Annotated in this window: 17 protein-coding genes; 10 read left to right on the top strand and 7 right to left on the bottom strand. The window is 68.7% G+C overall.

What is annotated here, in order from left to right; translation table 11 throughout:
* Positions 1 to 133: 133 nt before the first annotated feature.
* Positions 134 to 1,258 (top strand): glycerate kinase, encoded by a 1,125-nt coding sequence (locus ASF72_RS19865; protein ID WP_056601756.1) that lies wholly within the window; start codon positions 134 to 136, stop codon positions 1,256 to 1,258.
* A gap of 82 nt (positions 1,259 to 1,340) precedes the next feature.
* On the opposite strand, the gene ASF72_RS19860 is transcribed toward ASF72_RS19865, so the two are convergent.
* The gene (locus ASF72_RS19860) at positions 1,341 to 2,003 is read right to left on the bottom strand and encodes a DUF6766 family protein (RefSeq protein WP_056601755.1); all 663 of its coding nucleotides are present in this window, start codon (positions 2,001 to 2,003) and stop codon (positions 1,341 to 1,343) included.
* Positions 2,004 to 2,017: 14 nt separating this feature from the next.
* A complete protein-coding gene (locus ASF72_RS19855) occupies positions 2,018 to 2,527 on the bottom strand; it encodes a DUF6328 family protein (RefSeq protein ID WP_056601753.1) in 510 nt (169 codons plus the stop codon).
* Between the two features lie 205 nt (positions 2,528 to 2,732).
* Between ASF72_RS19855 and ASF72_RS19850 the strand changes: the two genes are divergently transcribed.
* The 3 genes from ASF72_RS19850 to ASF72_RS19840 all read left to right on the top strand — a co-directional run bounded on the left by ASF72_RS19850 (position 2,733) and on the right by ASF72_RS19840 (position 5,087).
* Entirely contained in the window at positions 2,733 to 3,632 is a 900-nt protein-coding gene (locus tag ASF72_RS19850; RefSeq protein WP_050683718.1) for an SDR family oxidoreductase, read from the top strand.
* Between the two features lie 64 nt (positions 3,633 to 3,696).
* Complete coding sequence (locus ASF72_RS19845; protein ID WP_050683717.1) at positions 3,697 to 4,032, top strand: hypothetical protein; 336 nt, start codon at positions 3,697 to 3,699, stop codon at positions 4,030 to 4,032.
* Between the two features lie 257 nt (positions 4,033 to 4,289).
* Complete coding sequence (locus tag ASF72_RS19840) at positions 4,290 to 5,087, top strand: GAF domain-containing protein (RefSeq protein ID WP_082178114.1); 798 nt, start codon at positions 4,290 to 4,292, stop codon at positions 5,085 to 5,087.
* Here ASF72_RS19840 and ASF72_RS19835 read toward each other — a convergent pair.
* A complete protein-coding gene (locus tag ASF72_RS19835) occupies positions 5,065 to 6,414 on the bottom strand; it encodes a uracil-xanthine permease family protein (protein ID WP_056601751.1) in 1,350 nt (449 codons plus the stop codon). The two genes, ASF72_RS19840 and ASF72_RS19835, sit on opposite strands and share 23 nt — an antisense overlap.
* Before the next feature lie 195 nt (positions 6,415 to 6,609).
* On the opposite strand from ASF72_RS19835, the gene ASF72_RS19830 reads away from it, so the two are divergent.
* Positions 6,610 to 7,215: a malonic semialdehyde reductase gene (locus ASF72_RS19830; RefSeq protein ID WP_050683715.1), complete on the top strand. Its 606-nt coding sequence runs from the start codon at positions 6,610 to 6,612 to the stop codon at positions 7,213 to 7,215.
* Positions 7,216 to 7,318: 103 nt separating this feature from the next.
* On the opposite strand, the gene pgm is transcribed toward ASF72_RS19830, so the two are convergent.
* The gene (gene pgm / locus ASF72_RS19825) at positions 7,319 to 8,968 is read right to left on the bottom strand and encodes a phosphoglucomutase (alpha-D-glucose-1,6-bisphosphate-dependent) (RefSeq protein ID WP_056601750.1); all 1,650 of its coding nucleotides are present in this window, start codon (positions 8,966 to 8,968) and stop codon (positions 7,319 to 7,321) included.
* A gap of 246 nt (positions 8,969 to 9,214) precedes the next feature.
* On the opposite strand from pgm, the gene ASF72_RS19820 reads away from it, so the two are divergent.
* Positions 9,215 to 10,153 carry a nuclease-related domain-containing protein gene (locus ASF72_RS19820; RefSeq protein ID WP_056601748.1) on the top strand — a complete coding sequence of 313 codons (939 nt, stop codon included), beginning with the start codon at positions 9,215 to 9,217 and terminating at the stop codon, positions 10,151 to 10,153.
* Positions 10,154 to 10,198: 45 nt separating this feature from the next.
* Positions 10,199 to 10,801 carry a DUF4190 domain-containing protein gene (locus ASF72_RS19815; protein WP_056601745.1) on the top strand — a complete coding sequence of 201 codons (603 nt, stop codon included), beginning with the start codon at positions 10,199 to 10,201 and terminating at the stop codon, positions 10,799 to 10,801.
* A 71-nt stretch (positions 10,802 to 10,872) separates the two neighbouring features.
* Here the strand turns inward: ASF72_RS19815 and ASF72_RS19810 are convergent, their stop codons facing one another.
* The gene (locus ASF72_RS19810) at positions 10,873 to 11,571 is read right to left on the bottom strand and encodes a FadR/GntR family transcriptional regulator (RefSeq protein ID WP_056601742.1); all 699 of its coding nucleotides are present in this window, start codon (positions 11,569 to 11,571) and stop codon (positions 10,873 to 10,875) included.
* A 132-nt stretch (positions 11,572 to 11,703) separates the two neighbouring features.
* Between ASF72_RS19810 and ASF72_RS19805 the strand changes: the two genes are divergently transcribed.
* From ASF72_RS19805 to ASF72_RS19795, 3 genes are read left to right on the top strand one after another with little or no spacing between them, the layout of a single operon-like run.
* Positions 11,704 to 13,071 carry an SLC13 family permease gene (locus tag ASF72_RS19805; protein ID WP_056601741.1) on the top strand — a complete coding sequence of 456 codons (1,368 nt, stop codon included), beginning with the start codon at positions 11,704 to 11,706 and terminating at the stop codon, positions 13,069 to 13,071.
* A gap of 46 nt (positions 13,072 to 13,117) precedes the next feature.
* Positions 13,118 to 14,326 carry a CaiB/BaiF CoA transferase family protein gene (locus ASF72_RS19800; protein ID WP_050683710.1) on the top strand — a complete coding sequence of 403 codons (1,209 nt, stop codon included), beginning with the start codon at positions 13,118 to 13,120 and terminating at the stop codon, positions 14,324 to 14,326.
* Positions 14,326 to 15,867 (top strand): carboxyl transferase domain-containing protein, encoded by a 1,542-nt coding sequence (locus tag ASF72_RS19795; protein ID WP_056601739.1) that lies wholly within the window; start codon positions 14,326 to 14,328, stop codon positions 15,865 to 15,867. The genes ASF72_RS19800 and ASF72_RS19795 overlap by 1 nt, the downstream gene beginning before the upstream one ends.
* Before the next feature lie 75 nt (positions 15,868 to 15,942).
* On the opposite strand, the gene ASF72_RS21195 is transcribed toward ASF72_RS19795, so the two are convergent.
* Entirely contained in the window at positions 15,943 to 16,389 is a 447-nt protein-coding gene (locus ASF72_RS21195; protein ID WP_056601736.1) for a LapA family protein, read from the bottom strand.
* A gap of 143 nt (positions 16,390 to 16,532) precedes the next feature.
* Entirely contained in the window at positions 16,533 to 17,939 is a 1,407-nt protein-coding gene (locus ASF72_RS19785) for an amidase (RefSeq protein WP_056601783.1), read from the bottom strand.
* Positions 17,940 to 18,038: the final 99 nt, after the last annotated feature.

Here is an 18,038-nt window from a genome sequence, read left to right as displayed (position 1 = left end):
ACCAACCTAAGAGGTCTTCACCCTTTCACGATGTAACCAACGTCCTGGCCGAGTACAGCTAGGGCCGTAATAAACCCCACCCCGGCGCGACCCCGGCAAGCGCTTTCCCGCCGCAGGCTGGCATGATGGTCGGATGCGCATTCTGATTGCTCCGGACAAGTTCAAGGGTTCCCTGACCGCTGCCGAAGCGGCAGCGGCCATCGCGGAAGGCGCGCTGCGCGTCTACCCTGACGCGGTGGCCACCCAGTTCCCCATCGCCGACGGCGGCGAGGGCACCCTGGAAGCGGCAGTGGCCGCGGGTTACGAGGAACGCGTCAACGCCGTGGTGGGCCCCATCCTTGCCCCGGTGGGCGCGGCCTGGGCCCTGCACAAGGACGCCGCCGGCCACGTTACCGCCGTGATCGAGACGGCGCAGGCCTCCGGGCTCGCTGAGATGGAACCCACACCCGCCAACGCGCTGCGTGCCCACAGCTACGGCTGCGGCCAGCTGATTGCCGCCGCCCTCGACGCCGGCGCCACCGAGATCGTGCTGGGCCTGGGTGGCTCGGCCATGACCGACGGCGGCAGCGGCGCCCTCCGCGCGCTCGGCCTGAAGCCGCTCGACGCAGCCGGCAATGTGGTCCCGCTGGGCGGTGGCGCGCTGGCGGACATTGTGGCCTTGGACAGCACCGGCCTGGACCCCAGGCTTGCGGCCACCACCTTCCGGATCGCCGTGGACGTCCGCAACCCGCTGTACGGCAGCACCGGCGCAGCACACGTCTTCGGGCCGCAGAAGGGCGCGGATGCTGACGCCATCGAAGCGCTCGACGCCGGGCTCCGCAACTGGGCGTCCATCCTCCGGGAGGCCACGGGCCGGGACGTGAACGTCCCGGGCGCCGGCGCCGCCGGAGGCTTCCCGGCGTCGTTCCTGGCCTTCACCGGCGCCACGTTGGAAGGCGGCTTTGCGCTGGTTGCCGGACTGACCGGCCTCGCCCACCAGCTCGGCTCAGCCGACCTGGTGATCACCGGCGAAGGATCCATGGACTCACAGTCCCTCACCGGCAAAGCGCCGATCGCCCTGGCAGATGCCGCACGCGACCGCGGCATCCCCGTGATTGTGGTGGCCGGCCGGATCCTGGTGACGCCCGAAGACCTGGCCGGACATGGCGTGGTGGCCGCCGCCCAGCTGCTGGACGTGGCCGGAAGCCCGGAAGAAGCGATCGCAAACGCCGCAAAGTACCTGACCCGGGCCACCACGCAGGTCCTGGAAGGCGCCTGACCCCCCGGCGGACCTGCCGGCACTTGGCGCTGCGCCGGCCGGGCCCGGTTGGGCCGGGCGGGGATTTCCCGGGCCGGGAGCGCTACGAGCCCGTCTCGTAATGGGGTTCGGCAACGGGCTTGGACTCCGGGGACCCCTTTTCCCGGAGGTACACCGACGCTCCCACCAGCACGGCGACGGCCAGGAATTCGCTCTGCCAGTTCTGGAAGGACTCGAACCAGAACCGGCTGGTGGCCAGGTACTGCAGGACCGTGACCGGCGCCGCGCCGTGGCTTAGCTGGTCCTCGCTGTAGGCTGCTGCGCCGCCCACGGCATGCAGGGCGAAGGACGCCAGGAACAGCAGAAGCAGCAGGATGGACAGCGAGTGCTCGTAGAGCACCAGCGCGGCACCGCCCCGCTTCACCGGCCACGGCGTGGATTTATCCACGGTGGCGTCCCGGGGGTCCTGGTCCTGCGGGGCCGCCTTTCCCATCGGCTTCGACTCCGAGGAGCCTTTCTGGAACAGGAAAACCGTCAGGATCACGTACATGGCCATCTGGAGGAATTCCGACTCCCAGTTCTCGAAGGTGGCCTCCACAAACGCCCCGGTGCCAAGGAACTCCAGCACGGAGACCGCTGCCTCGCCGTGTGCCTGCTGCTCGTCGCTGTACGATGCGGCGCCGGAAAGGATCATCCCGCCGAAGAACACCAGGAACAGTCCGGCGTTCGCCAGGAGCAGTCCGTGCTCCTTGGCCCATCTGCCCATATTTCGGCCCTCCTTCATGTGCCGCCGTTGCCTGCAGCGGCGGCACGCCTGTTCAAGTGCAGCGGAACGTAGACCAGGAGCACCACCATGACGGCCAGCAGTACCCCACCGGCTGTCAGCCCCGCCTGCCGGCCTGCGGTCACGTCGAACACCAGGGCGGCCGTTCCGGCGCTCAGCAGGGCGATCCCTGCCAGGGCGATCTTGGTGATGGCATCGGCGCTGGAGACCAGGGTTTCCTTCAGCCGCTTGCGGAAGAGCCGCCGGTGCACACTGACGGGCGACAGGATGAACGCGGTGGTCAGCGCGGCAACCACCACGTTGACCAGGTAGAGGGTGACCTGGAACCGGTCCAGGTCCCCAAACCGCTCCTGGAAAGGCAGGGTCAGGAGGAAGCCCGCAAGGATCTGCACGCCGGTCTGCAGGACCCGCAGTTCCTGCAGGAGTTCGGCCCAGTTCCGGTCCAGCTGCTCCTCCCGGGTTTCATTCCTCCCGGTCGGGCCAGTGTAGTCCTCCACTGCGGACACGCCGCCTCCTTCTGCCGTGCATCGGTGCTGATCCATTTCTACTCCTCCGCTACAGAGAAACAAGGCTGCTGCGTCCGGAAACAATATTTGATAAGTTTGCTGATTATTCGCACGGAAACGGTGGACTTCGGTCCGCCGGCCGGGATAGCTTCGAAAGACAGGTACCCGGCGAAGCTCTTCGAAACCCGACACAGGCAGGCGGACCATGAGCGGAACGAACAAGCAGACCACTCAGCCCACAGACCCCCGGGGCGGTTACCACGCGGGCCCGTTCCCGGAACAGGAACAAAAGCAGCCCGGCCTCACGGCCCCCATGGACCCCACCCCGGACCACGGCGAACTCAGCTACGAGGGGCACGGCAAGCTCCAGGGCAAGGCCGCCCTCATCACCGGCGGCGATTCCGGGATCGGCAAGGCCACGGCCATCGCGTTCGCCCGCGAAGGTGCCGACGTTGCCATCTCCTACCTTCCCGAGGAGGAGGACGACGCGCAGGACACCGCGGCCTGGATCCGGAAGGCGGGCCAGCGGGCCCTCCTCTTCGCCGGAGACGGCCGGGAGGAGGAGTTCAGCACGCGTATTGCCGACGAAACGGCTGCGGAGTTCGGCCGGCTGGACGTGGTGGTCCTCAACGCCGCCTACCAGAAAAACCGGGAAAGCCTGGCGACGCTGCCCACCGAGGAATTCGACCGGGTGTTCAAGACCAACCTCTACTCCCTGCTGTGGACCGCCCGGGCCGCGGTACCGCACCTGAAGGCCGGATCCGCCATCATCACCACGGCCTCCATCCAGGCCTTCAATCCTTCCCCAGCGCTGATCGATTACGCCATGACCAAGGCAGCACAGGTGGCGTTCACCAAGGCGCTGGCCCAGGAGCTCGGGCCCAAGGGAATCCGGGTCAACGCGGTGGCGCCCGGCCCCATCTGGACGCCCCTCATCCCCGCCACCGAATGGCCGGACAAGCTTCCGTCCTTCGGCCAGGACACGCCCCTCGAAAGGGCCGGCCAGCCCGCAGAACTCGCGGCAGCCTACGTGCTGCTGGCGTCCGAGGACGGGTCATACATCTCCGGCGCGGTGCTGCCCGTGACCGGCGGCAAAGGCCTCTGACGGCCAACCAACCCCAGCTCCCCACCAGCAAAACCCCGCTCCACACCAGCAACCAGGAGGAACCATGGCACAGGACAACCAGCACGCAGAGCCCGAGAAGGACCCGGGAGGCTACGGTACGCCGACGGCCGAGCAGGAAACGGCCGGCAGCGCCCAGCATCAGGGCGACGCCGCCACCAACGAGTCCCAGGCCGACGGCGACACGCCCGTGGCACGCGACATGGACCTGCCGTCCGCTGCGGCGGAGATCGACGAAACCAATGATGACTCCAAGGGGTCCGCGCCTGTCTCTTCGGAGCCGGGGCAGGAGGCGGCCGGCGTCCCGGATGGCAGCGGCAACGATCTTCCGCAGGAAAAGTCCCCGAAGGACGACGACGGCGAGGACTTCGCCGCCGGCTGAGCAGGCACCCCTGTTCCGGAGGCCTCCGTTCATCCTTCCCCAAGGCTGGACGGAGGCCTTTCCCGTGCCGGCACCCTCTCGCGGCGCATCCGCCGCCGGCGTAGAGCCGGCTTCCGGTACGACCTCCGGGCGGGTGCGTCCCGAGGCATAACCTGGTGCCTGCGGGTGCCTGAAAACCTCCCGCCGGAGCGCCGCCGCGACGTATCCTTGAACAAGGCTTCATGGCAGGCCGCAACGGACACGAGCAAGGCTGGAACATGGCTGCTGAACCTTCGGGGCAGGTCGGCTGGGGACCGCTTCCAGTTCCACCCGAGCCAGTTCTCGACAGCAAGGACGTGGAGAACTATCTCGGGGAGATGACCCGCGGGTTCATGACGGACATCAGGGCCGCGGACCGGGGCATTGGGTGGGCGGCCACCATCTTCCGGCAGGGGTCATCCCGGACCCTCGCCGCCAGCAGTGAGCAGGCCCGGGCCGCCGACCGGGAACAGTGTTCGTTCGCTGACGGGCCGGTGCTGGCAGCCCTGGGCAGCGGTGAGTTCGTCCTCCTGTCCGATTTGGCAGTGGACAGGCGCTGGCCCGGGTACTCCAGCGCCGCGGCCGGCCACGGCGTCCTGTCGCTGCTGGCCGTCCCCATCGTGTCCGAGGGGGCCGGCAGCGCCGCCATCACGCTGTATTCCCCGGAGCCCTACACCTTCACCAGTGATGACATCCTCCGCAGTACCAGCTACGCCCGGAAAGTGGCGGGCGCCCTCCGGATGGTGGCGCAGGTGGCCGGCCGGGCGGAGTCCGCGGCGGGGATCGCCGTGGTCCGAAGCTCCCTGGTGCTGGTGGATCTGGCCGCGCGGGGCCTGATGAACGAATACGGCCTCAGCCGTGAGGCGGCGCTGCGCATCCTGCAGGCGCAGGCGCTGAGCCACGAACTGGACCTCCGGGATGCCCTGCACGTTGTGGTTCCAGGCCCGGCGCCGGAAGGCCCAGTCATCCGGCCCCAGGCTGTGCCCGGAACGGAACCGGGGCCGGCTCCGGAAGCTAGCGCTTCCTGGCGCGTTTAGCCGCAGCGTTGGCGGCGGCCTTCGCCGCGGGCGGAAGGGGGGCCGGCTCCATTTCGGGTTCCGCCACGGTGCCCCGGGCTTTGGCGATGGCCTTCATGCCGTGGTAAATCACCAGCGCCGCAGCCGACCCCAGGGCGATGCCTGTGAACGTCAGGTCGCCGATGGTCCAGGTGTAATCGGCGATGCCGATGATCAGGGCCACGGCCGCGGTGGTCAGGTTCACCGGGTTGGCGAAGTTCACCTTGTTCTGCACCCAGATCTTGACACCCAGGATGCCGATCATGCCGTACAGCATGGTGGCCGCGCCGCCCAGGACGCCGGCCGGGACGGTGGCGATGAGTTCACCGAACTTGGGCGAGAAGCTCAGCAGGATGGCAAACATGCCCGCCACCCAGTAGGCCGCCGTCGAATAGACCTTGGTGGCTGCCATCACGCCGATGTTTTCCGCGTACGTGGTGGTGCCAGATCCGCCGCCGAAGCCGGCCAGTACCGTGGCGGCGCCGTCGGCCATCAGCGCACGTCCGGAGACGCCGTCGAGGTTCTGCCCGGTCATGGCCGCCACGGACTTCACGTGCCCGATGTTTTCTGCCACCAGCACCAGGACCACGGGGACAAAAAGGCCCAGGACGCCGATGTGGAACTCAGGGGTCTGGAACTGGGGCAGCCCCACCCAGGCTGCGGCGTCCATCTTTTCGTAGCTGACCTCACCGCGGAGCATGGCCACGAGGTACCCCACCACCACGCCCACCAGGATGCTGAGCCGGCCCAGGATCCCGCGGAACAAAACGCTGACCAGGATGATGGTGGCCAGGGTGATCACCGCGGTGATGGGGGCTTTGTCGAAGTTGTCCTTGGCCGCCGGCGCGAGGTTGAGGCCAATCAGGGCGACGATCGCGCCCGTGACAATGGGGGGCATCAGGCGGTTGATCCAGCCTGATCCGAACTTCTGGACAATGGCCCCCACCAGGGCCAGCGCCGCACCGGCCACAACCACGCCGCCCAGGGCGCCGGCCACACCGAACTGCGCCTGCGACGCCGTAATGGGTGCGATGAACGCGAAGCTCGAGCCGAGGTAGCTGGGCACCTTCCCGCGGGTGATCACCAGGAACAGCAGGGTACCAATGCCGGAGAAAAGCAGGGTGGTGGCAGGCGGCATGCCCGTGATGATCGGAACCAGGAAGGTGGCGCCGAACATGGCCACCACGTGCTGCATGCCCACCCCGATGGTCAGTGGCCAGGCCAGCCGCTCGTCCGGCGCCACCACCTGGCCCGGTTTGATGGCCTTGCCGGTGCCGTGCAGCTTCCATTTGGTTCCGAGCATGCTCATGGGGGCGGGGCCTTTCAAAGGTGGGGAGGGCGCCGTGGAGGGCGGGGATTTGCTGGCAACAGACTACCGCGCGGCGCTGCTGTGGTGAACGTCACGGGCCGTCACGGGAAGAGGACAACTTCAGTTGAAGTTGCAACCATAGGAAGCAACAAGTCTCCCCCCCGTGAACGGGGAGGTACAGCGAAAGGTAAGCCAATGACCATTGCCCATGAAGAAGCGGTTATCGATTCCGCAGCCGTCGACGCGATTTTCGCCGAGGCCCGCACCGCCAACTCCTTCACGGGGGATGTCACCGAGGACCAGGCCCGCGCCATCTACGAGCTGACCAAGTTCGGCCCCACGGCCTTCAACTCCCAGCCGCTGCGCGTGACCTACATCCGCTCCGACGAGGCCCGCGCCAAGCTGGTGGATACCCTTGCCAACGGCAACAAGGCCAAGACCGCCTCCGCGCCGCTCGTTGCCGTCCTCAGCTATGACACCGACTGGGCCGGCCAGTGGGACAACTTCCTGCCCGGCTACAACGCCCCCAAGGCCATGTACGACGCCGATCCCGCCCTGGCCGCCGCCACGGGCAACAACAACGCGCACCTGCAGGCCGGCTACTTCATCCTGGCCGTCCGCACCCTGGGCTTTGCCGCCGGCCCCATGACGGGCGCCAACTTCGCCGCCATCGATGCCGAATTCTTCCCGGCAGGTGACCAGAAGAGCTTCCTAGTGGTCAACATCGGCCAGCCCGGAGCCGACGCCTATGGTGCGGCCAAGCCCAAGTTCTCCTACGACGAGGTTGTCCGCACCCTCTGACCCGCAGTCAGGAACACCGCTTAAACCAGTGATGCTCTATCACTTATGGTTCCCAACCAGGCCGGATGGGAACCATAAGTGATAGAGCATCTGGCGTTTCGGGCTAGGAGATGACGCCGTCCACCAGGGCCTTGGCTTCGGCCTGGACCTGCTTGAGGTGTTCCTCGCCCTTGAAGGACTCGGCGTAGATCTTGTAGACGTCTTCGGTTCCGGACGGGCGGGCCGCGAACCACGCGTTCTCGGTGACCACCTTGAGGCCGCCGATGGAAGCGCCGTTCCCCGGGGCCTCGGTCAGCTTGGCGGTGATGGCCTCGCCGGCCAGTTCCGTCGCGGTGACGTCCGACGACGACAGCTTGCCCAGTGCCGCCTTCTGCTCACGCGTGGCGGCGGCGTCGATCCGCGCATACACCGGGGCGCCGAACTGGTCCGTCAGGCCCTTGTAGAGCTGGGAGGGTGATTTGCCCGTCACGGCGGTGATCTCGGAGGCGAGCAGGGCCAGCAGGATGCCGTCCTTGTCGGTGGTCCACACACTGCCGTCCAGCTTGTTGAAGGAGGCGCCGGCGGATTCCTCGCCGCCGAAGGCGCCCTCGCCGGAGAGCAGGCCGGGAACAAACCATTTGAAGCCCACGGGAACTTCCACGAGCTTCCGGCCCAGGCTGCCCGCAACCCTGTCGATGATGGAGGAGGACACCAGGGTCTTTCCCACCACGGACTCCGGGTTCCAGCCGCTGCGGTTCCGGTAGAGGTAGTCGATGGCCACGGCGAGGTAGTGGTTGGGGTTCATCAGCCCGCCGTCAGGGGTGACGATGCCGTGGCGGTCCGCGTCGGCGTCGTTGCCCGTGGCAATGTCGAAGGCGGCGCCGTCGGACATGCGGTTGATCAGGGAGGCCATGGCGGACGGCGATGAGCAGTCCATCCTGATCTTCTCGTCCCAGTCCAGCGTCATAAACGCCCACTGCGGGTCCACGGTGGGGTTCACCACGGTGAGGTCCAGGTGGTGCCGCTCGCCGATTTCACCCCAGTAGTCAACAGCCGCCCCGCCCATGGGGTCGGCGCCGATCCGCACGCCCGCCTCACGGATGGCGTCCAGGTTCAGCACTGACGGCAGGTCGTCCACGTAGCTGCTGAGAAAGTCGAACTTGCCGGTGCTCTCCGCGGCCAGGGCATCCGCCACGGGGATCCGCTTCACGCCGCGCAGGTCGGCTTCGAGCAATTCGTTGGCGCGGTTGGCGATCCAGCCGGTGGCGTCCGAATCGGCGGGTCCGCCGTGCGGCGGGTTGTACTTGAAGCCGCCGTCGCCGGGCGGGTTATGGCTGGGCGTCACCACGATGCCATCCGCCTGCGGCGCACCGGGCGCTGCTTTCCGGTTGTAGGTGAGGATGGCGTGGCTGAGGGCGGGGGTGGGCGTGTAGCCGTGGCGGGCGTCCACCAGGACCTGGACCCCGTTGGCAGCCAATACTTCCAGGGCCGAGTTCTGCGCCGGCTCGCTCAGTGCGTGGGTGTCCTTGGCCAGGAACAGCGGGCCGGTGACGCCCTGCCGGGCCCGGTACTCCACGATCGCCTGGGTGATCGCGACGATGTGCTTTTCGTTGAACGACGCCTTAAGGCTGGAGCCGCGGTGCCCGGAGGTGCCGAAGGCAACCCTCTGGGCGGGGTCCCCCAGGTCCGGGGTGATGTCGTAATACGCGTCAAGGAGCGCAGTGATGTCAACAAGGTCCTGGGGTTGGGCAACTGTACCCGCGCGGCTAGCCATGGGACCAGCATGCCAGAAGCGGGCGGCAGTCAAAACGAACCGTCCAGAATCCGGTCCCTTTTGGGCGCCCCTGTGACGCGGGGGCGTCATCAACCAAGTAGTGGCACCGAGTACCCCGGGCAGAAAGTACTTATATACCGGGTCCTTGGCCCGCTGCTACTTTTCAAGAAAATCCAGGGATGACACCAACCACGGACGACGCCGGCCTGCCGCCATCGTTGCTCCGGCCAGGAAGCAGGGACGGCCATGGGCGCAGGGGACGGGGCAGCTGAGCAGTCACGGCTGGCGGCCGAAAGGGTGGCCCGGCTGAAGCTCCAGCTGGACCGCGCCGAGCGGGCCACCAAAGCCTGGGATGCCGGTGCCGTGGGGGAGCGCATGGTGGCCGATAAGCTCGGCGAACTGGTGCCCCGCGGCTGGTACGTGCTGCACGATGTCCACTGGCCCGGCCGCCCCAAAGCCAACCTGGACCACGTCCTGGTGGGACCGGGCGGCGTGGTGGTGGTGGACGCCAAAAACTGGACCGGTGAGGTGCGTGTTGCTGCCGGGGTGCTGTGGCAGGGCCGGTACGCGCGGACCCAGGCGGTGGAAGGCGCCCTGGCGCAGTGCGCCGCCGTGGCGTCCGTCCTGGCACCGCAGCACCGCAGGCTGGTGCGTCCCATGATCTGCATGGCCGCGCAGCCGGATCTCTTCGGCGTCACCAACTCGGACGTGGCCGTGGCTGGAGCCGGGCGCGTTGTCGGTGCCATCAACGCGCTGCCCCCGGTCCTCGACCCGCAGGCGGTGGTGGGCCTGTACGCCCAGCTCGGGCAGGAACTCACCCACGAACAGGAGCCCGGGATCACGGCGTTCCGCACGGTTCAGCCAGGCACCGTGGTCCGGCCGGCCGGCGGCCTCCCGCCGCGCGGACCCCGGCCGGTGCCCGCCAGCCCTGGACCCGGCGGCACCGGACCCGGCAGCACCGCCAACGCCCAGCCGGCCGGCGGCAGCCTTTCCGGGACCGCCGGCAAAGCCAGGCCCGGTAATAAGGCCGGCGGTAAGGCCGGCGCCCGGCAAATGGGAAACCGGTCCCGCAAGGGACGCAGCATCAAGGTCCAGCACCCCGGAACCACCAGCGGGCTCCGGCTGGCGCTGCTGGCTGTCGTTGTAGTTTTCGCGGTATATCTGCTGCCGTATTTGGGGCGCTGACCGGCACGCGGCGGTAGGCTGGAAAGAAATCCTAGGGGGACCCTCTTGACCGACCAGCCTGCCAACAAGCCCGACGCCCAAGGCTTCGATCCGGCGCAGCCCGGTGTCCCGCCGTCGGGCTATGAACCGCCTGCCTTTGTGCCGCCGTACGGCTCCGACGCCCCGCCCGTTCCGCCCTACGGCGCAAACGAGGCGCCGCCGCTTTATGGCCAGGGCCATGGGCCGGCCGGTTACCAGGCGCCGCAGGGGTCGGCCCACGGCGACCAGTACGCCTCGAACCAGGCCCCGACGGGCCAATACGGCAACCAGTACGCCGCGGGACCGTACGCCCAGCCTGGCAGTCCCTTCGGTGCGCCCGGCAGCCCATATGCCCCGCAGGGCTACTACGGCATGGCCCCCCAGCCCAAGACGCTAAGCATTGCCAGCATGGTGTGTGGCATCGCCTCGGTATTGGTGGGCTGGCTGATGATCCCGCAGATCGCCGCCATCATCACCGGCCACATGGCGCTGAAGCGCGAACCGGCCGGCAAGGGCATGTCCATAACCGGCCTGGTGCTGGGCTACTTGTGCCTGCTGGGGTACGGCGCCTTCTGGCTGCTGTTGATCATCGGGCTCACGTACGCGAGCTCCAGTTCCTACGGGTACTGACCTGCCGCTGGCTTAGGATCCGGGCTGTTCCGATCCGGCTGTTCCGTGCCGCACGGCGCCCGCCCGGGCAGCTAGCGGAGCAGCTCCACATCCGAGACAAGTTCGATGTGGGCCAGCATGGCATCGGCTGCGCCGTCAGGATCCTGGGCGCGGATGGCGTCGGCAATTTTCCGGTGTGAGGCCAGGGACTGCTCCGGCCGGCCAGGCTGGCCCAGGGACTCCATCCGGGTTTCCAGGATCATTTCGGCGATGAACGCCATCAACTGCGCCAGCACCGAGGAATGCGCCGCGCCCGTGACGGCCTGGTGGAACAGCTCGTCGCCATGCGTGCCGCGGTCCCCGTCGCCGATTTCCGCCGCCATCACCTCCAGCGCCCCGTCAATGGCGGTGAGGTCCGCGTCCGTGCGCCGGACGGCGGCGAGGGCCGCAAGCTTAACCTCCAAGGTACTGCGGGCCTCGACAATCTCCGGCAGCCGGCTGCGGTGCTCGCGCAGGCCCTTGATCACCGAAGCGACGCTGGGCCGGCGGGCCAGGACCGCGCCGGTGCCGTGCTGGACGTCAATGACCCCCAGCACCTCGAGGGCCACGAGTGCCTGCGCCAGGGTGGCACGGGAAACGCCCAGCCGTTCGGCGAGGTCGCGTTCGGCCGGCAGCAGGTCGCCGGGACCCAGCCTGGCCGATTCGATGTAGGCGAGGATCTGCTCCACCAGCTGCTCGTACAGCCGTGGCCGCGCCACCCGCTCGAGTCCCAGCCGTGATGACTTCTCCACAAAACCCCCGCTACGTCGTCGTTATCTCCCAGAATACAGCGCAAACCTATTGACAGATAGACTCACTGTCTAAGAGGCTAGTCCAGTGAGCCAGTAATCCACGTCACAATTTTCTGCAATGGAGAACCAACGATGTCCGCTCCTGTCCTGTCCATCATCATCCTGGCGGCGATGTTCCTGCTCGCCACCGTGCTGCCCCTGAACATGGGCGCGCTGGCGTTTGTGGGTGCCTTCCTGCTGGGCAGCGTTGTCCTGGGAATGTCAACCAACGACATCCTCGCCAACTTCCCCGGCGGCCTCTTCCTGACCATCGTCGGGGTCACCTACCTCTTCGCGATTGCGCAGAACAACGGCACCATCGACCTGTTGGTCCGGGGTGCCGTCCGGCTGGTGGGCAGCCGGGTGGCGCTCATTCCCTGGGTGATGTTTGCCATCACCGCCGTGATCACCTCCGTGGGCGCGCTGTCTCCCGCCGCCGTCGCCATCATCGCGCCGATCGCGCTCAGCTTCGCCGGAAAATACAAGATCAGCCCCCTGCTGATGGGCATGATGGTGATCCACGGCGCCCAGGCAGGCGGCTTCTCGCCCATTGCCGTGTATGGCGTCACCGTCAACGGCATCCTGGCCAAAACGGACCTGGACTTCAGCCCCACGGCGCTGTTCCTCTCCAGCCTGGGCTTCAACCTCGTGATCGCCGTGATCCTCTTCATCGTCCTGGGCGGGAAGGCCCTGCTGTCCTCCCGCGTGGGCCACTTTGTGGAGCAGGCAGCGGAGGCCCGGATGTCCGTCAGCGTCGGCGCGAAGGCCGGCAGTGACGTGGCCTTCAAGGGCTTCGGCTCCGGCATGTACGGTCCCCGCGACCCCGCCGGCGACGGCGTGGCAGCCACCCGGGAACGTTCGCAGCGCCTCCCGCAGCTGGTGACCATCGCCGGCCTGATCGCGCTTGCGGTCATCGCGCTGGGCTTCAAGGTGGACGTGGGCTTTGTGTCCATCACCATCGCGATTGTGCTGGCACTGGTGTCCCCGGCCGCCCAGAAGGGCGCGATCAACAAGATCAGCTGGTCCACCGTGTTGCTCATCTGCGGCATGCTCACCTTCGTGGGTGTGCTGGAGGAAGCCGGCACCATCGAGTTTGTCTCCGGCGGCGTCGCGGGGATGGGCCTGCCGCTCCTGGCCGCACTCCTCATCTGCTACATCGGCGCCGTGGTCTCCGCCTTCGCTTCCTCCACCGCCATCCTGGCCGCACTGATCCCGCTGGCCGTCCCGTTCCTGTCCTCCGGCGACATCGGCGCTGTCGGCGTCATCTGCGCCCTCGCGGTTGCGTCCACGATTGTGGACGTCTCGCCGTTCTCCACCAACGGCGCCCTGGTCCTGGCCAACGCACCGGAAGGCGTGGACAAGGACAGGTTCTACAAACAGATCCTCGGCTACAGCGGCATCGTCATCGTCGCAGGCCCAGTCCTGGCCTGGCTGGCCCTGGTGGTCCCCGGCTGGCTCTAGCCACCACCGCTCCCCGCCACCCCGCATCAGAAAAGGAACACCGCACATGAGCAGAGCTGACAGCACCCAAGGACCCCTGGCCGGCCACACGGTGATCGACCTGAGCCGCGCCCTGGCCGGGCCGCACGCCGGCATGATGCTGGCGGATCTGGGTGCCCGCGTGATCAAGGTGGAAAACCCGGGCACGGGCGATGACACCCGCGGCTGGGGCCCGCCTTTCGTGGGACCCGAGGACGATCTCCAGTCCACCTACTTCATGTCCTGCAACCGCAACAAGGAATCCATCAGCCTGGACCTCAAGAGCGGTGACGGCCAGGCGGTGCTCCGCGGCCTGCTGGAACGCGCCGACGTGGTGATCGAGAACTTCCGCCCCGGTGTGATGGACCGGCTGGGCTTCTCCACCGGTGCCATGCATGAGCTCAACCCGCGGCTCATCATCCTGTCCATCACCGGGTTCGGCCACGACGGCCCTGAGTCCCAGCGCAGCGGCTACGACCAGATCCTGCAGGGCGAAGCCGGCCTGATGTCGCTCACCGGCTCCGGCCCGGACGACCCCCAGCGCGTGGGTGTCCCCATCGCCGACCTCCTGGCCGGCATGAACGGCGCGTCCGGGGTCCTCGCGGCCCTGGTCGAACGGGGCCGGACCGGCAAGGGGCAGGTGGTGCGCACCTCGCTGCTGGCTTCGCTGATCGGGGTCCACGCCTTCCAGGGCACCCGGACCACCGTGGCGGGCGAGGTGCCGCAGGCGCAGGGCAACCACCATCCCTCCATCGCCCCCTACGGCCTGTTCGCCTGCAAGGACGGCAGCGTTCAGATCAGCGTGGGCAGCGAGAAGCTGTGGGCGGCGTTCACAGCGGCCTTCGGCCTGGACCCGGCGGCCGCCGGCTTTGCCAGCAACGCGGACAGGGTGCGCAACCGCGCCGGGGTGATTGCCGCCGTCGAACGCGCCTTCTCCGCCTATGGCGCTGCGGAACTGCTGCAGAAACTGAACGACGCCGGGATCCCGGCAGGCAAGGTCCGCTCGCTGGATGAGGTCTACGCGTGGGACCAGGTGGCGTCGCAGGGGCTGGTGGTGGACGTGGAGCATCCGCTGCTGGGCACCGTCAGCCTTCCCGGCCCGCCGCTGCGCTTCTTCGCCGCAGGCGATAGCGCGGAAACCACCATCACCAGCCACAGCGCGCCGCCGTTGCTGGACGCCGACGGCGGCGCGATCCGGGAGTGGCTTGGCCTCACCGCCGCGGCGGGCACCAAGTAATGCCCACGTCGGAGAAGGTCCGGCACCTGGGCGCCGCCGAGCTGCTGTCGGCCGTGGTGGATCCGGGGTCGTTTGTTTCCTGGGACGCGCCCGCGGAGCAGCCGCCCGTGTCCGACGGGTACGCCGCCGACCTGGCCAGGGCCCGCGACCGCAGCGGCACCGACGAGTCGGTGCTCACCGGGGCCGGGCTGATCCAGGGCCGCCGCGTGGCGGTCATCGTCAGCGAGTTTGCGTTCCTTGCGGGGTCGATCGGGCACGCGGCCGCGCAGCGGATCGTGGCGGCCGTGGAACGGGCCACCGCCGAGGGGCTTCCGCTGCTTGCCGGTCCCGCTTCGGGCGGAACGCGGATGCAGGAAGGCACCCTGGCGTTCCTGTCCATGGTCAAGATCACCGGCGCCGTCCGCGCCCACCGGCAGGCCGGCCTGCCGTACCTGGTCTACCTGCGGCACCCCACCACCGGCGGGGTGATGGCCTCGTGGGGCTCGCTGGGCCACATCAACGTGGCGGAACCCGGCGCCCTCCTGGGCTTCCTCGGCCCGCGCGTCTACGAGGCGCTGTACGGGGAGGCGTTTCCGGACAACGTGCAAACGGCGGAGAACCTGTTCAGCAAGGGCCTTATCGACGGTGTGGTGGCGCCCGGACAGCTGGCGAACCTGGTGGCACGGGCCCTGGACATCCTGGCCGCAGCGCCGGGTACCGGTGTGGGCCCGGAGGGGTCCGGCCCGGCTGCCAAACCGGCTCCGCCGGAAACCCTTGCCGTCCGGCCGTCAACTGTTGACGCCTGGACCTCCATCGGTATCTCCCGGAAACCGCGGCGGCCGGACCTCCGGCAGCTCCTTAAGTACGGCGCCAGCGATGCGCTGCCCCTCAACGGTACCGGCCAGGGGGAAAAGGATCCCGGGCTGCTCCTGGCGCTGGCCCGGTTCGGCAGCCAGTCCTGCATTGTGCTGGGCCACGCCCGGCCGCTGCGGAAGGACGCCGCCGGCATGGGCCCAGGCTCGCTGCGGGAGGCCCGGCGGGGCATGAAGCTCGCCGAGGAACTCCGGCTGCCCCTGCTGACCGTCATTGACACTGCGGGCGCGGATCTGTCCAGGGAAGCCGAAGAGGGCGGCCTGGCGGGGGAGATTGCCCGCTCACTGCACGAATTGATCGGACTGGAATCACCGTCCGTCTCGGTGTTGCTGGGGCAGGGTGCCGGCGGTGGGGCGCTGGCCCTGCTGCCCGCAGACCGGACCATCGCGGCGCAGCACAGCTGGCTGTCGCCGCTGCCGCCGGAGGGCGCCAGCGCCATTGTGCACCGCACCACCGCCCACGCTCCGGCCATGGCACAGGCACAGGGTGTAAACGTGGCATCGCTGTACGCCAACGGCCTGGTGGACCACATTGTTGACGAGCGCGGCGACGCTTCGCTGGAGCCCGCCGGATTCTGCGAACGGATGGCCCGGGCCATCGAGTACGAGCTGGGAAACCTGGCCGGGGCGCCGGTTGCGTCGCTGGTGGCGTCCCGGGCGGAAAAGTACCGGAACCTGGGCGCCTTCTAGGCTCCCGCCGCTTCCAGGCCTGCGCCGGGCAGGCGGGCCCGGAGCTTACCGCCCGGGCCCGCGCTGCGGCCCGCCTCAGCGGCGGTTCGCGGCCCTGGTCCGGTGCGCCGTGGCGCGGAGCTGCAGGATCCGGACCCCGCCGGCCGCGGCCACCAGCACGCCGCCGGTGACGCTGGCGATGAACAGGGCCATGCCCAGTGGCAGCTGACCCTCCAGGCCGAAGTACCGGACCAGGACCTGGTCCTGGTTCTGCAGGATAAAGATGATCAGGAGGATCAGCAGGACCAGGGAGGCCACGACGGCGGCCCACACCACGCCGGCGCGGGTCACCTTGGGCTCCTCCGCCGGCCGGGTCGCTGGCTGCCGGGGATCCTGCCTGCGGGAGTCCTGGTTCCGGGTCTCCGCGGTGCCCGCCTGGGGTTCGGTCGCGGGTGCTGCGGGCTCATGGTCCGGAACCGCCGGCACCTGCCCGGCGGGATCCGGCTGGCCGTCCGTGCCGGGGGTGTACTGTCCAGAACTCATATTGTTCCCCTTAACTAATAAGCATGCTTATGGTGCAACCTTAGTTGGCGGGCCTGCCGGGAACAACTGCTCCGGGAAGGCTCCCACCGGCTCTCCACATGTTAGGGCGGAGTTGGCGGGCTGCCGGATCCCGCCACGGGCTTTCAGAATCCGATCTGATGCGCCACCTGCAGCAGCAACGACTCTGAGCCGGCCGGCCCCACCAGCTGGATGCCCATGGGCAGCCCCTGCCCGGGTGCCCCGCCCGTCCAGTGCACGGGAATGGTGATGGCGGGCAGGCCGCACACGTTCACCATGGAGGACCATGGCGCGTACTCGCATTGCTTCCGGTAATCCCCGTCGGCATCCCCGGGCCACTGCGCCGCAGGCCACCTGTCGCCGCCGTGGACTGTTCCCGTGAACCAGCCCACCGGGCGGGGTGTCTGGGCAAGTGCAGGCATCAGCATCAGGTCCCACTGGGCGTACTGGGCCACCGTGTCATGTTCGAACCTGCGCAGGAACGCCAGCGCTTCCTGCAGCTTGGCAGGGCTCCGCTGCTGGGCCCGCCGCCGGAAGGTCCTGGTCAGCGGGGCCAGCAGCGCCTCCCTGGTGGGGCTGATCCGGGCGCTGCCCACCCCTGCGGTCCAGGCGGTGGTGAAGGCGTCCGGGTAGCGGTTGTCGTACCGGACCGGGGCTTCGGCCACCACATGCCCGGCCCGGGCCAGCAGCTCCACCCCGGTGTGGAGCGCGTCCAGCGCCTCCTGCTCCACGGTGAACGGGAACGTTCCGGCCCACGGGGACTCCAGTGTCAGGCCGATCCTCAGCTTCCGCGGGTCCGGGCCCAGTGCTGCCAGGTAGCCCGCCCCGGGCACCATGGCGTCCATCAGGAGCGCGGCGTCCGCGGCGCTCCTTGCCAGCGGGCCCGGCACCACCAGCCGGGCAGGATCGCCCTGGGATTCCGCGGCCGGCACGGCGCCGCGTCCCGGCTTCAGTCCCACCAACCCGCAGGCAGCAGCGGGAATCCGGACGGATCCGCCGCCGTCCGTCCCGGGTGCCACCGGAAGCAGGCCCGCGGCAACAGCCGCTGCGCTGCCGCCGGAGGAACCGCCGGAACTCCTGCTGGGAGCGTGCGGATTACGCGACGGCGGCGCGATCCGGTTTTCGCTGTACGCCGTCAGTCCGAACTCCGGAACCTGCGTTTTGCCCAGGGACACCACGCCCGCGGCCTTGAGGACGGCCACCAGCTGCCCGTCCGCCGGGGCCGGTTTGTGGTCCAGGGCGGCGCTGCCGTGGGTGGTCACCACCCCCGCCACATCCGTGAGGTCCTTGAACGCAACCGGCATCCCGTGGAGCAGCGGAAGATCCCCGGCGCTGGAGCGGGAATGGAGCGCGTCGGCCTCCCGGGCGCCGGCCATGGCCTGCTCTCCGGTGACGGTCACAAATGAACCCAGCAGCGGGTTCCGGTCAGCGATGCGGGCCAGGAAATGCGCCGCGGCCTCGCCCGCGGAGACGGCACCCCGGCGCAGCAGGTCCCGCAGTTCCACGGCCCCCAGCTCGTGCAGCTCAGCCACGGTTGCCGGGTCCCGCTGCCCGGGCTTGTTTGCGGCGCGGAAGAAGGCCGGTCCGGCGGGCTGAACTGCAGTGATGGCATCCTCCAAGCGTTTCACGTA

The organism is Arthrobacter sp. Leaf141 (assembly GCF_001424565.1).
In the GTDB taxonomy this organism is placed as follows: domain Bacteria; phylum Actinomycetota; class Actinomycetes; order Actinomycetales; family Micrococcaceae; genus Arthrobacter.
Note: the sequence above shows the minus strand (reverse complement) of the source record. Positions and strands in the feature narration are given on the sequence as shown.